We start from the raw sequence: 13,575 nt of genomic DNA on the forward strand, positions 1-13,575 counted from the left end.
GGACTGGACCGCGACGGCGCGTCGCCGCGATGGGATCGTGGCGAACATGATCGACTCGGCGGCGGTACTCGGTGTGGCAGCGATCGCTCTCGGTATGGTTCTCACACCGGGCCCCAACATGGTGTATCTGGTCTCGCGCAGCGTCACTCAGGGCAGGGCGGCGGGCCTCGTCTCGCTGGTCGGTGTCGCCCTCGGCTTCCTGTGTTATCTGACCGCTGCGACACTGGGCATTTCGGCGGTCTTCTCCGCCGTCCCGCAGGCGTACACCGCGCTGAAGCTGGCCGGAGCGTGCTATCTGGGCTGGCTGGCCTGGCAGGCGTTGCGGCCCGGTGGCCACACCCCGTTCGCTCCGTCACGCGTCCTGCCCCGGGATTCGTCCACCCGGCTCCTCGTCATGGGTCTGACGACGAACCTGCTCAACCCGAAGATCGCGGTGATGTACCTGGCGCTGATCCCGCAGTTCGTGCACCCCGGCGCCGGGCCGGTCTGGTTGCAGAGCCTGCTGCTGGGCGGTGTGCAGATCGTGGTCGCGCTCACCGTGAATGCGCTGATCGTCTGCGTTGCAGCAACTGTCGCGACATTCCTGTCGGGACGCCCGGTGTGGCTGCGGGCGCAGAAGTTCGTGATGGGAAGCGTCCTCGGCGGTCTCGCCGTCCACCTCGCGCTGGACCGGAGCCGGCCTGCGGTCGTCTGAGCCGGTCCTGCGACACGAAAATGATTGCTGTGGAGGATGTTCCGGTCCCCGAGCCCGGTCCCGGTGAAGTGCTCGTAGCGAGATCGTCCCGCTCGAGGACGTCGCGAAGGGCATCGAGAAGCTCGCGAACCACGAGGGAGATCCCGTGCGGATTCTGGTCGAACCCTGACGCGGACCGCGTCTCACCGGGATCTGTCGGTGCCCCGCTGTACCGTCGGGCCATGGGATACGAATTTCAAGTCACAGTGGACTCGGAGAACCCGCATACCCTGGCCAAATGGTGGGCTCGGACGCTCGGCTGGGAGGTGGAGCCGAGCGATGAGGAGTTCATCCGCGGGCTCGTGCAGGCCGGCCACGCGCAGGAGTCCGACACCATCGAATTCGAGGGTGTCCTGGTCTGGAGGGAGGGCCAGGCCATCCGCGACCCGGAGCACCCCGAGCGCCCGCGCGTGCTGTTCCAGCTGGTTCCCGAACGGAAGACGGTGAAGAACCGGCTCCACCTGGACATCAGGGTCGGGGACGCCCGCTACGAGGTCGCCGAGAAGCTCGAGCAGGCCGGTGCCACCGTGCTCCACCGGGGCCGTCAGGGGCCGAGCGAGTGGGTCACGATGACCGACCCGGAGGGCAACGAGTTCTGCGTCAGCTGACGCGCCGGCCACTCAGCGGTAGGAACTCGGGGTGCTGCCGGTCCAGCGCTTGAAGGCGCGACGGAACGCGCTGGGTTCGGAGAAGCCGAGCCGCGCCGACAGGTCCTCCACGGACTCGCCGCGCCGGAGCCCGGCGACGGCGGCGTCGCGGAGCACTTCCTCCCGCAGCTGGTTCAGCGACGTCCCGTCCTGCCGGAGCAAGCGGCGCAGGTGGGGGACGCTGATCGACAGCATCTCCGCGATGTCCTCGGCCGTCGAGGTGCGGCCCTTCATGCCGTGCTCGAGAACCCGGCGTACCTGTGCCGACGCCGTGCTGTCGTAATCACGCTCCGACATCAGCAGCGTCGGTGACTCGCGGAGATACTCCGCGAGCGTCTCCTCGGTCTGGATGATGGGCGCCCGCATCACGGAGTTGTCGAATTCGATTGCGGGAATGTCGGAATCGAATGTCACGGGGACACCGAAGATGTGATCGTAATTCTCGGCGAGCTGCGGCAGCGGCGCCGGATACGGCAGTTCCACCGCCAGCAACCGGACCCTCTTGCCCACGAGCCACGCTGCGAACCGGTGAAGAAGGATCAGCAGGAAGTCGGTGACGACGCGCACCGCCTCGACCGACGCCTGCCCGTCCCCGGTCGTCGGCGCCGCCGAGGCCGGGCGGATGTCGATGGTCATCCGGGTTCCGCCATGGACGCCGGGACCGATGTGCAACGGCGGCAGGGACGGCAGTGCGCGGAGAATGTCGGCCATCCGCTCGAGAGCGGCGGACAGGTCCGCGGTGTGGATCAGCGCGAGGCACACGAGCCGGAACGTGCCGCGGGGAACCGGTGCCGGGCCGAGACCGAACAATTCGTCGCCGGTGATCTGCCAGACGGCCTGCGTGAACGCGGTGACCTGGGCCGGCGTCAACCGGGCCAGCGGATCCCCCAGCGACGCCGTCGTGATTCCCGCCGCCGACAGCGCGGGGGAGAGGTCGGCCCCGCTGCGCGCCGACAGGTCGAGCGCCCGCCGCACGAAGTCGGCGGGGATGGTGCGGGCAGTCACGATCCGGGCTCCCCGAGGGTCCGTAGCCGCCGCGCGGCCTCCTCGAGCACGTGATCCTGTTTGCAGAAAGCGAACCGCACCAGCGGGTTCCACGGCTCCGGATGGTCGGTGAACACACTGACCGGCACCGCGGCCACACCGATGCGCTCCGGCAGTGTGCGGCAGAAGTCGATGCCGTCGCGTTCGCCGATCGCGGTGATGTCGGCGCACAGGTAGTACGTGCCGCCGCCCGAATGGACCTCGAGACCGGACGCGACGAGCGCGTCGTACAGCACGTCCCGCTTGGCCTGGAGACTGTCCCGCAGTTCCTTCACCCACTGCTGCTCGTGGCTCAGCGCGTGCGCCACCGCGGGCTGGAACGGACCGCCGCCGACGAACGACATGTACTGTTTCGCGGTGCGGACCGCGTCGATCAGTTCCGCTGGACCGCACGCCCAGCCGATCTTCCACCCGGTGACGTTGAACGTCTTCGCGGCGCTCGACACCGAGACGGTCCGTTCGTACATTCCCGGGAGGGTGGCCAGGGCGGTGTGCGTCCGGCCGTCGAACACCAGGTGCTCGTACACCTCGTCGCTCAGCACCAGCAGATCGTGCTCGCAGGCCAGTTCCGCGAGGGCGGCGACCTCGTCCGGGGTGAACACGGTGCCCGTCGGATTGTGCGGGGTGTTGATCACCAGCATCCGGGTCTTCGGTGTGATCGCGGCCCGCAGCGCGTCGAGGTCGACGACGAAGTCCTGTCCGGAGCGGGCGAGCGGCACGCTGCGCCGCACCGCCCCCGCCAGCGCGACCGAGGCCGCATACGAGTCGTAGTACGGCTCGATCAGCACCACCTCCTCACCCGGTTCGACCAGACCCAGGATGGCGGCGCTGATGGCCTCGGTGGCGCCGACGGTGACCAGCACCTCCGAGTCGGGGTCGTGGTCGAGCCCGTACCGGGCCAGACGGTCGGCCGCGACCGCCTGCCGGAGCACGGGCATGCCGGGGCCGGGTGGGTACTGGTTGAGCCCGTCCGCGATCGCTTGCCGCGCGGTGTCGAGCATGGACGCGGGACCGTCGGTGTCGGGGAAACCCTGACCGAGGTTGATCGCGTCGTGACGCACGGCGAGCGCGGTCATCTCGGCAAAGATGGTGGACGCGAACGGCTGCAAGCGCTGGACGGTGCGGTTGCGCGGCGTTGCGGGCATTACTGCAGCGTAGTCGGTGTGCCGGCGCCGGTTGCACAGGGCCGCGTCACGTTCTGCGAGGCTGCCTCGTCTTCTCTGTAGACGGCGCGCGAACGACGCCCGGTGACGATGGAGGACGCAATGCCCCGCATTCCCGCAGTGGCCCCCGCGGACGCGAGCCCGCTGGTGAAGGTCGCCTACAAATATGCTGCCCACAAGTTCGACGAGGTGCCCGAGCCGTATGCCGTGCTCGCCCATCACCGCAAACTGTTCGTCGCCTCCGCCCGGCACGAGTTGGCGGTGCAGAAGGCGTCGACCGTCCTCCCGGCGAACGTGCGGGAGATCGCCGTCTTCCGCGTGGCGTGGACGATCGGCTGCTCGTGGTGCGTGGACTTCGGCACGATGCTGCAACGCCTCGACGGCCTGGACGTGGAGCGGCTGAAGCACATCGCCGATTACGCCGACTCGCCCGCGTACAGCGAGGACGAGCGCGCGGCCATCGCCTACGCCGACGCGATGACGGCGACGCCCACCACCGTCACCGACGAGCAGGTGGCGGATCTCGAGCGGCGGTTCGGCCGGGCCGGGGTCGTCGAACTGTCCTATCAGATCGGTATCGAGAACATGCGCGCCCGGATGTACTCGGCGCTGGGCATCACCGAACAGGGGTTCGGCACCGATTCGTGCCGGGTGCCGTGGGCCGACGACACCGCCGTCACGACGGACGGTCCGGGAGCATGATCCCGGCGAACTTCTCCGGGTTGGCGATGTCGTACGCCGCGTAGACGAGACCGTCGCGGACGGTGAACCCACCCACTCGCGCAGGCGAGCTGCGGTGGGCATCGTCTCCGGTGAATCCGGCGGTGAAGTAACCGAGCTGGCCGTTGACCAGAACCAGCTCCATGGCGGTGAACACCTCCGGCCCGTACCGCTGGACGAGGCCGAGGAAGAAGCGGGCGAATTTGTCGGCGCCGCGGATGATGTTGACGGCGGTGCTCGTGGTGCCGTTGGCGTCGCCGATGACGAGGGCGTCCGGGTGCAGGGCCGCGACCACCGCGTCGAGGTCGCCGCCGGCGAGTGCCTCGAGCAGCCGCTGCACGGCGAGAGCATGTTCCTCGTCGGGAACGGCGGGTGTCGTTGCGGCAGCCGCCTTGCGGGCCCTCGACGCGAGCTGGCGCGCCGCGGGCGTCTCGATGCCGAGAATCCCCGCCACCTCGTCGAACGGCACCCCGAAGCCGTCGTGCAGCACGAACGCGACCCGTTGCGCCGGGGTGAGGGTGTCGAGCACGATCAGCGCCGCGAGGCGGTTGTCCTCGTCCCGGACGACCGCCTCCAAGGGGTCCGGCTCGGCGGACGGTGACAGCCCGGTGACGACCGGTTCCGGAAGCCATTGGCCGACATACTGTTCCCGCCGCACCGCGGCCGAGCGCAACCGGTCGAGGCAGATCCGCCCGACCACCGTGGTCAGCCAGGCCCCGAGATCACGGATGGTCGCGGCGTTCGCGTCGTCGAGTCGCAGCCACGACTCCTGCACGGCGTCCTCGGCGTCGCTGACACTTCCGGTCAGCCGGTACGCTACCGAGAGCAGATGCCGCCGGTGGGACTCGAATTCGTCGACCAGCGTCGCAGTGGGCATGCCGATATCCTACGTGCGGTCCAGACATAAAATCCGTCGTGTGCGTAACCGTTGACCCTGGTGGTGGGTCCGGACGTATGGTGTGGCGACCACACCACGTCCAGGGAGTCTGCCATGTTCCAGTGTTTCGGCTGTCGTAGCTGACCTGGCTTTTCCGCACCCCTTTTCTTCTGCACGTCCTGCCAACCCCCTCCGGCGACCGCCGGGCCGGCCGGAGTGCGCTCGCACGGCCCGCTGCTTCGTCGTTCGCGGGCATCACACACTAGGAAGACCTTCGATGATTCGTCCCCGTTTCGCGCGGACTCTGGCGGCCGCTGCCGCCCTCCTCTCCCTCACCAGTCTCGCTGTTGCCTGCTCCAAGTCCGAAACCACCACGACCGCCGACGGCAAGACCGTACTGCGCTACGAGGGCACCACGGGCCAGGTCTCGTTCCCGGAACTCGCGGCCGACCTGGGCTACTACCAGAAGGTCGAACTGAACTGGATCGGCGACACCACCAGTGGGCCGCAGAGCATTCAGAACGCCGCCACGGGCCAGACCGACTTCGGTGGGGCGTTCAACGGAGCGGTCCTGAAGCTCGCCGCGGCCGATTCTCCCATCACGTCCGTCATCGGCTACTACGGCTCCGACAAGGAGACGTTCAACGGGTACTACGTGCTCGACGGAAGCCCGATCACGTCGGCACGTGACCTGATCGGCAAGAAGGTCGGCATGAACACGCTCGGCGCGCATCACGAGTTCCTGGTGCGGGAGTGGCTGGCTCGGGAGGGCCTGACTCCGGACGAGATCAAGCAGGTCGAGCTGACCGTCGTGCCGCCGGTGAACACCGAGCAGGCGCTGCGCCAGGGGCAGATCGACGTCGGCACGCTCGGAAGCGTGTTCCGCGACAAGGCAGTCGAACGCGGCGGCATCCGACCGCTGTTCACCGACGAATCCATTTTCGGTTCCTTCACCTACGGTTCGCTGATCTTCCGCGACGACTTCATCGCGAAGAACAAGGACGCCGTCGCCGACTTCGTGCAGGGCACGGCCCGCGCCATCCGCTGGACGCAGGTGACGCCCCGCGACGAGGTCATCGCGAAGTACAAGGAGATCATCACCGGGCGCGGCCGCAACGAGAACACCGACCTCGTCGGCTACTGGAAGTCGCCGGGTGTCGCAGGCCCCGGTGGCGTGCTCACCGACCAGGAGATCCAGACGTGGATCGACTGGCTCGTGCGCAACGGGGAACTCGAGGACGGCAAGCTCACGACCGCCGACGTCTACACCAACGAATACAACCCGTACGCCAACGGCACGTACCCCGCCGACAGCGGCCCCGACGGACAAGCGCTGGCCGCCAAGTGAATTCCACCCCAGTTCCTTCCGAGAAGAAAGTGAAGTCGATGTCCCACTCCCGGTTCCGGCGAGGCGCCGTGCGCGCACTCGCGGCGACCGCAGCACTGTTCACGTTGGCCTCGGGAGTGGCGGGATGTGCCGGCTCGTCGGACACCGCCACCACCGAGGACGGGAAGACGGTCCTGCGGTACCAGGGGTGGGCCGGAGACGTGGGATTCCACGAACTCGCCGAGGACCTGGGGTACTACGACAAGGTGAAACTCGAATGGGTCGGCGACACCACCAGCGGCCCGCAGGACATCCAGTCCGCGGCCACCGGTGACGTCGAATTCGGTTCGGCGTTCAACGGAGCCGTCGTCAAACTCAACGCCGCGGGGGCGCCGATCACGTCGGTGCTGAGTTCCTACGGCGCGGATGCCGGCGAGTTCACGGGCTACTTCGTGCTGGACGGCAGCCCCATTCGCTCGGCGCGGGACCTGATCGGCAAGAAGGTCGGGATGAACACGCTCGGCGCGCACCACGAGTTCCTCGTCCGGGAGTGGCTGGCCCAGCAGGGCCTGACCCCGGACGAGATCCAGCAGGTGGAGCTGATCGTCGTTCCGCCGGTGAACAACGAACAGGCGCTGCGCGAAGGCCAGATCGACGTGGCCGCGATCAACGGCATCTACCGTGAAACAGCCCAGGAGCGTGGAGGAATCCGGCCGCTGTTCACGGACCGGGACCTGTTCGGCGCATTCAGCTACGGCACGTACGTGGTGCGGGACGACTTCCTGGCGAAGAACGAGGACGCCGTCGCGGACTTCGTGCAGGGCACTGCCCGGGCCATCCGCTGGACCCAGGTGACCCCGCGCGAGGAGGTGGTCGCACGGCTGAAGAACATCATCGACAAGCGTGGCCGCAACGAGAGCGACGAGGCCATCGACTACTGGCGCAGCTCCGGAATTCCCATCGCCGGGGCCGTGATCCAGGAGAAGGAGCTGCAGACCTGGATCGACTGGCTCGTCCGGAACGGTGAGCTCGACGAGGGCAAGCTGACCGCGACCGACCTGTACACCAACGAATTCAACCCGTACGCCAACGGCACGTTCCCCGCCGAGAGCGGGCCCGACGGAGAAGTACTGGAAGGACAGAAATGAGCACCACCGCCTCGAATCCCGACCGGGTTCAGACGCCCAAGCTCCGACTCGAGCACGTCACCAAGCAGTTCGACGTGCGCGGGTCGAAGGAAAAGTTCACCGCGATCGAAGACATCGACATCGATCTCGCGGACGGCGAATTCCTCGTCCTCGTCGGGCCGAGCGGTTGCGGAAAGTCCACGCTGCTCGACCTGCTCGGCGGGCTCAGCACCCCCACCTCGGGCCGGATCCTGCTCGACGGGCAGCCGGTGACCGGGCCGGGTCTCGACCGCGGCATCGTCTTCCAGCAGTACGCGCTCCTGCCGTGGCGGACGGCACGGCACAACATCGAGTTCGGGCTCGAGGCCAAGGGACTGCCGAAGAAGGAACGGCGCGAACTCGCCGAGCACTACCTCGAACTCGTCGGCCTGAAGGGGTTCGGCGACCGCTACCCGCACGAGTTGTCGGGTGGCATGAAGCAGCGCGTCGCGATCGCCCGCAGCCTGGCGTTCGACCCCGAGGTGCTGCTGATGGACGAGCCGTTCGCCGCGCTCGACGCGCAGACCCGCGAGTCGCTGCAGGACGAACTGCTCCGCATCTGGAAGGCGACCGGCAAGACCATCCTGTTCATCACCCACGGCATCGACGAGGCCATCTACCTCGGGCAGCGGGTCGCCGTCCTGACGTCACGCCCCGGCCGGGTGAAGACGTTCGTGGACATCGACATCGACCGCAGCGGCGAGGACGTCCGATCCAACGAGCAGTTCCGGCACTACCGACACCGCATCTGGACGCTGCTGCACGGCGAAGTGGAGCGTGCACAGGTAATCGAGAAGGAGGAAGCACATGTCTAGCGCACTCGCGACACCGGAAGTTCCCGTCGCCGCCGATCCGACTCGGACCGCGGCTCCGACGCCCGCTTCCACCCCGCCCGAGCCGGGTGCCGTCCAGCGGGCCGGCGCGGCGCTGCGTCCGCTCGCGTGGCGGATCCTGAAGCCGTCCATCGCGATCGTCGCGTTCCTGGCGCTGTGGGAGATCGCTCCCCGCGTCGGTCTCGTCGACGAGGTGTTCCTGCCCCCGTTCAGCACGGTGATCGAGGCGTTCTTCGACCTGCTCCAGAGCGGTGAGCTGTGGCAGCACGTGTCCGCCAGCCTCTCCCGCGCGCTGATCGGCTTCTTCGTGGCCGTCGTGATCGCGATCCCGCTGGGCATCGCCATCGCCTGGTACCGGCCCGTGTCGGACTTCCTGAACCCGATCCTGGAGCTGTTCCGCAACACGGCGGCGCTGGCGCTGCTCCCCGTGTTCATCCTGATCCTCGGCATCGGCGAGGAGTCCAAGATCGCCCTGGTGATCTACGCGTGCACCTTCCCGATCCTGCTGAACACGATCTCCGGTGTCCGCACCGTCGACCCGCTGCTGATCAAGTCGGCGTCCTCGCTGGGACTCTCGCCCGTGCGCCTGTTCCAGAAGGTGGTCCTGCCCGCCGCCGTTCCCACCATCTTCACCGGCATCCGCATGGCCGCCGCGTCGTCGATCCTCGTGCTGATCGCCGCCGAGATGGTCGGGGCCAAGGCGGGGCTCGGCTACCTGATCACGGCCTCCCAGTTCAACTTCCAGATCCCCAACATGTACGCGGGCATCGTCGCCATCTCGGTTCTCGGCCTGACGATCAACGCCGTTCTCGTACTGATCGAACGCAGGCTGTCCCGCTGGCGGGTCTAGTCCTTACCGGAAAAGAAAATCTACATGTCACAGGATTCCCAGTTCCACCTCAACGCGTTTCTGATGGGCGTGGGACATCACGAGGCGGCGTGGCGCCACCCCCGCACCGAGGCGCACCGCGTTCTGGACGTCGCGCACTTCCAGGAACTCGGCCGGATCGCGGAGCGCGGCAAGCTCGATTCGGTGTTCTTCGCCGACGGTCTCGCCGTCGGACCGCGGATCAAGCACAACACGCAGGCGATCTTCGAACCCGTCACGCTGCTCTCGGCGATCGCCGTCGCCACCGAACACGTCGGGCTGATCGCCACGGCGTCCACGAGCTACTCCGACCCGTACACCCTGGCCCGCAAGTTCACGTCGCTCGACCACATCAGCAGCGGCCGGGCCGGGTGGAACATCGTGACGTCGGCCGGCGCTGACGAGGCCGCCAACTTCGGTGTCGACGGCATCCCCGCGCACAGCGGACGATACGAGCGCGCAGAGGAATTCGTCGACGTCACGCTGGCCCTGTGGGACAGCTGGGAGGACGGCGCGGTGGTGCTGGACCCCGAGACCGGCGTGTTCGCCGACCCCGACAAGGTTCACACCATCGACCACGACGGACCGCGGTTCCGAATCAAGGGCCCGCTCAACTCGCCGAGATCCGCTCAGGGGCGGCCGCTGCTGGTGCAGGCCGGATCGTCCGAGAGCGGCAAGGAGTTCGCGGCGCGGTACGCCGAGGCGGTGTTCACCGCGCAGCGCACCCTCGAGCAGGGGCAGGAGTTCTACCGCGATCTCAAGGCGCGGGTCGTGAAGCACGGCCGCACTGCCGGCGACCTGAAGGTGCTGCCCGGCATCGTGCCGTTCATCGCCGACACCGAAGAGGAGGCGAAGGCGCTCGAGCAGTCGTTCACCGATCTGATCTCGCCCGAGTACTCGCTGCGGCAACTGTCGACGATGCTCGGGGTCGATCTCACGAAGCATTCCCTCGACGCGCCGCTGCCGCCGCTTCCGCCGCTCGACGAGATCCAGGGCAACAAGAGCCGGTACCAGCTGGTGAAGGATCTCGCGGCGGACGGATCGCTCACCGTCCGGCAGCTGATCGGGCTGCTCGGCGGCGGACGCGGGCACCGCACGTTCGCCGGCACCGCGGAACAGGTGGCGGACGAACTGCAGACGTGGTTCGAACAGGGCGCGGCCGACGGTTTCAACATCATGCCGCCGTACCTGCCCGGCGGACTCGACGACTTCGTCGACCGGGTCGTCCCGATCCTGCAGCAGCGGGGACTGTTCCGCACCGAGTACACGGCGACCACCCTGCGTGGTCACTACGGACTCGCGGACGTCGACAACCGGTTCGCGGGCGCGGTCGACGAAGCGAGCGCATGAGCGGCGGTCTGAAGCCTCTCGTCACCACCGTCTTCGTCCCCGCCGCGATCTTCGGCATCGGACAGGGCGCCGCAGCCCCGGTCATGGCACTGACGGCCCGCGAACTGGGTGCGTCGGTGGCCGTGTCCGGGCTGATCGTCGCGGTCGTCGGGCTCGGCGCGGTCCTCGGCGACCTGCCCGCGGGCCGGATCGTTGCGAGGTTCGGGGAGCGGCGGTCCATCATCGGCGGCAGTGCCGTCGGCGCCACCGGTGTGCTGGTCTGTCTCCTCGCGCAGTCACCCTGGATGCTCGGTGTCGGCGCACTGCTGACCGGACTCGCGAACGCCGTGTGGGGGCTGGCCCGCCAGAGCTATCTGGCCGATGCCGTGCCGATCGGGCTGCGGGCCCGGGCGATGTCGTCGTTCGCGGCGATGTGGCGGCTCGGCTTCTTCGTGGGCCCGCTGCTCGGTGCCGCCGTGATCCTGGCGGTCGGCGCGCGCGGCGGGTTCATGGTGCAGTTCGTCGGCGTCGTGCTGTCCGGGTGGCTGATGTCGCGGGTCCCCGACCCGCCGCGCCGCGGCCCGGCCGCCGTGGGCGGACACGCGACGCTGCCGTCGATCCTGCGTCGGCACCGGAAACTGCTGGCCACACTGGGCGCCGGATCGCTCCTGATGGGCGCGGCCCGCGCCTCCCGGGAGGCGGTGCTCCCACTGTGGGCCGCCCACCTCGGACTCGACGCCGCCCAGGTCAGCCTCGTCTTCGGTGTCGGTGCCGCCGTCGACCTGCTGTGCTCGTATCCGGCCGGACATTTCATGGACCGGTACGGCCGAAGGTTCATCGCAGTACCGTCGCTGCTGGTGATCGGCGTGTCCTACCTGGCGTTGCCGTTCTCGCACGACCTGTGGTCCATCGGGGCCGTCGCCGTCGTGATGGGAATCGGCAACGGCCTCGGCAACGGCGTCATCATGACGCTCGGCGCCGACATCGCCCCACCGGCCACGCGCGCCGAATTCCTCGCAGCGTGGCGGCTCACCCACGACACCGGCATGTTCGTCGGACCGTTCGGGGTCGGCGCGCTCGCCGCGGTGGTCCCACTCGGCGCCGCCGTCGCCGCGATCGGGGGAGCGGCGCTGCTCGGCGCCGGACTCCTGTTCCGGTTCATCCCGATCTATTCCCCCTGGCCACCGCCGCCCGCGGCGGAGCCGGATTCCTCACCGCTCGAAAAACAGGAAGCATAGGTACATTCGTTTCATGCGCTTCGGATTGTTCGTTCCTCAAGGTTGGCGTCTGGATCTCGTCGGAATCGATCCCGCGGATCAATGGTCGGTGATGCGCGACTTCGCGTTGCGCGCCGACCAGGGTTCGTCCTGGGATTCGCTGTGGGTCTACGACCACTTCCACACCGTCCCGGCACCGACCGAGGAGGCCACGCACGAGGCGTGGACCCTCATGTCCGCGTTCGCGGCCGTCACGTCGCGGGTGCGTCTCGGCCAGATGTGTACGGCGATGAGCTACCGCAACCCCGCCTACCTCGCCAAGGTCGCCGCCACCGCCGACCTCATCTCCGGCGGACGCATCGAGATGGGCATCGGCGGCGGCTGGTACGAGCACGAATGGCAAGCATACGGTTACGGATTCCCCTCCGCCGGTACGCGTCTCGGCCGCCTCGACGAGGGCGTGCAGATCATGCGCCAGGCCTGGACCAACGGAACCGCGACCCTCGAAGGCAAGCACTACCAGGTCGACGGCGCCATCGTCCGCCCACTTCCGCTGCAGGACGGCGGCATTCCGCTGTGGATCGCGGGCGGCGGCGAGAAGGTGACGCTGAAGATCGCGGCAAAGTACGCGCAGTACACCAACTTCGACGGCACACCCGACGGATTCGCGCAGAAGTCCGAGATCCTGCGGAAGCACTGCGACACCGTCGGCACCGACTTCGACGCCATCACCCGCTCGGCCAACTACAACGTCGCCATCGGCACCACCGAGGCGGAGGTCGAGCAGCGGTTGCTCACCCTGAAGGACCGGCTCACCCCCCACGTCGGCGCCGATGCCGCCGAGGGCGCGCTCGGAGCGTTCCGGGGCATGCCCGGCGTGGGAACGCCGGAACAGATCGTCGAGAAACTGTCGGCGCTGAAGGAACTCGGCATGTCCTACGGCATCTTCTACTTCCCCGAAGCCGCCTACGACACCTCGGGCATCGAACTGTTCGAGAAGGAGGTCCTGCCGGCGCTGCAATGACGGCCGGCCCTCCGGCCGGACGTGCTGGCGGCCGGTTCCCCGGGCATAGAGTGGCGGGCATGTTCGTCGTCACCCTCGCCGCCGACACACTGTGGCTGAGCCCGCCGGTCGTCTCCGACATCGACGCGATCTGCGCCGCGTGCGGCGAGGCGTCGATCGCCGAATGGACGACGATGCCCGACCCGTACTCGCGCTCGGACGCCGAGCAATTCGTGCGGCAGACGGTGCCGACCGGCTGGGCCGACCGCAGTCCCACCTGGGCGCTGCGGGAACGCGAGAACGGCCCGGTGCTGGGGATGATCGGCCTGATGGCGCGGGACATGACGGCAGCGGAGATCGGGTACTGGCTGGCACCGTCCGCCCGCTCGCGGGGACTGATGACGACCGCCGTGAACCTGGTGTGCGATTTCGCGTTTCGGCCGGACGGGATGGGCCTCGAACGCATCGAATGGCGCGCGTTCGTCGGCAACCGGGATTCGGCGGCAGTCGCTCGCCGGGTGGGCTTCCGGTTCGAGGGCGTCCAGCGCGCCGGGCTGGTGCAGCGCGGCGTCCGGCGCGATTCGTGGGCTGCCGCCCTGCTGGCCGGCGACCCGCGGGAACCGGCCGGGGACTGGCCCGGCTAGCGGC

The 13,575-nt window shown here is 68.3% G+C and carries 14 protein-coding genes; 11 read left to right on the forward strand and 3 right to left on the reverse strand.

The features are described from left to right. Window positions 1–46: 46 nt before the first annotated feature. Window positions 47–694 (forward strand): LysE family translocator, encoded by a 648-nt coding sequence (locus ACFU5V_RS08770; RefSeq protein ID WP_378432690.1) that lies wholly within the window; start codon window positions 47–49, stop codon window positions 692–694. Window positions 695–915: 221 nt separating this feature from the next. Beyond that, complete coding sequence (locus ACFU5V_RS08775) at window positions 916–1,341, forward strand: VOC family protein (RefSeq protein ID WP_378698491.1); 426 nt, start codon at window positions 916–918, stop codon at window positions 1,339–1,341. Between the two features lie 12 nt (window positions 1,342–1,353). Here ACFU5V_RS08775 and ACFU5V_RS08780 read toward each other — a convergent pair whose 3' ends face one another. Both ACFU5V_RS08780 and ACFU5V_RS08785 read right to left on the reverse strand, forming a co-directional pair. Then, a complete protein-coding gene (locus tag ACFU5V_RS08780; protein ID WP_378432691.1) occupies window positions 1,354–2,385 on the reverse strand; it encodes an AraC family transcriptional regulator in 1,032 nt (343 codons plus the stop codon). Beyond that, window positions 2,382–3,569 carry a pyridoxal phosphate-dependent aminotransferase gene (locus tag ACFU5V_RS08785; protein WP_378698493.1) on the reverse strand — a complete coding sequence of 396 codons (1,188 nt, stop codon included), beginning with the start codon at window positions 3,567–3,569 and terminating at the stop codon, window positions 2,382–2,384. Before ACFU5V_RS08785 ends, ACFU5V_RS08780 begins: the two co-directional genes overlap by 4 nt. 120 nt (window positions 3,570–3,689) lie before the next feature. On the opposite strand from ACFU5V_RS08785, the gene ACFU5V_RS08790 reads away from it, so the two are divergent. Next, entirely contained in the window at window positions 3,690–4,289 is a 600-nt protein-coding gene (locus ACFU5V_RS08790) for a carboxymuconolactone decarboxylase family protein (RefSeq protein ID WP_378698494.1), read from the forward strand. Here ACFU5V_RS08790 and ACFU5V_RS08795 read toward each other — a convergent pair. After that, window positions 4,264–5,184, reverse strand: a complete 921-nt coding sequence (locus ACFU5V_RS08795; protein WP_378698496.1) for a sigma-70 family RNA polymerase sigma factor — start codon at window positions 5,182–5,184, stop codon at window positions 4,264–4,266. The two genes, ACFU5V_RS08790 and ACFU5V_RS08795, sit on opposite strands and share 26 nt — an antisense overlap. A 277-nt stretch (window positions 5,185–5,461) precedes the next feature. Between ACFU5V_RS08795 and ACFU5V_RS08800 the strand changes: the two genes are divergently transcribed. From ACFU5V_RS08800 to ACFU5V_RS08835, 8 genes are read left to right on the forward strand one after another with little or no spacing between them, the layout of a single operon-like run. Next, a complete protein-coding gene (locus tag ACFU5V_RS08800; protein ID WP_378432696.1) occupies window positions 5,462–6,532 on the forward strand; it encodes an ABC transporter substrate-binding protein in 1,071 nt (356 codons plus the stop codon). Window positions 6,533–6,570: 38 nt separating this feature from the next. Beyond that, window positions 6,571–7,659 carry an ABC transporter substrate-binding protein gene (locus tag ACFU5V_RS08805; RefSeq protein WP_378432697.1) on the forward strand — a complete coding sequence of 363 codons (1,089 nt, stop codon included), beginning with the start codon at window positions 6,571–6,573 and terminating at the stop codon, window positions 7,657–7,659. Beyond that, window positions 7,656–8,492, forward strand: a complete 837-nt coding sequence (locus ACFU5V_RS08810) for an ABC transporter ATP-binding protein (RefSeq protein ID WP_378698499.1) — start codon at window positions 7,656–7,658, stop codon at window positions 8,490–8,492. Before ACFU5V_RS08805 ends, ACFU5V_RS08810 begins: the two co-directional genes overlap by 4 nt. Then, window positions 8,485–9,360, forward strand: a complete 876-nt coding sequence (locus ACFU5V_RS08815; protein ID WP_378432699.1) for an ABC transporter permease — start codon at window positions 8,485–8,487, stop codon at window positions 9,358–9,360. Before ACFU5V_RS08810 ends, ACFU5V_RS08815 begins: the two co-directional genes overlap by 8 nt. Window positions 9,361–9,384: 24 nt before the next feature. Then, the gene (locus ACFU5V_RS08820) at window positions 9,385–10,728 is read left to right on the forward strand and encodes an LLM class flavin-dependent oxidoreductase (RefSeq protein ID WP_378698501.1); all 1,344 of its coding nucleotides are present in this window, start codon (window positions 9,385–9,387) and stop codon (window positions 10,726–10,728) included. Then, a complete protein-coding gene (locus ACFU5V_RS08825; protein WP_378698503.1) occupies window positions 10,725–11,945 on the forward strand; it encodes an MFS transporter in 1,221 nt (406 codons plus the stop codon). Before ACFU5V_RS08820 ends, ACFU5V_RS08825 begins: the two co-directional genes overlap by 4 nt. A gap of 13 nt (window positions 11,946–11,958) precedes the next feature. Further along, window positions 11,959–12,948: an LLM class F420-dependent oxidoreductase gene (locus tag ACFU5V_RS08830; protein WP_378432703.1), complete on the forward strand. Its 990-nt coding sequence runs from the start codon at window positions 11,959–11,961 to the stop codon at window positions 12,946–12,948. A gap of 59 nt (window positions 12,949–13,007) precedes the next feature. Continuing rightward, entirely contained in the window at window positions 13,008–13,571 is a 564-nt protein-coding gene (locus tag ACFU5V_RS08835; RefSeq protein ID WP_378432704.1) for a GNAT family N-acetyltransferase, read from the forward strand. Window positions 13,572–13,575: the final 4 nt, after the last annotated feature.

Source organism: Rhodococcus sp. NPDC057529 (assembly GCF_042802055.1).
In the GTDB taxonomy this organism is placed as follows: domain Bacteria; phylum Actinomycetota; class Actinomycetes; order Mycobacteriales; family Mycobacteriaceae; genus Rhodococcus_F.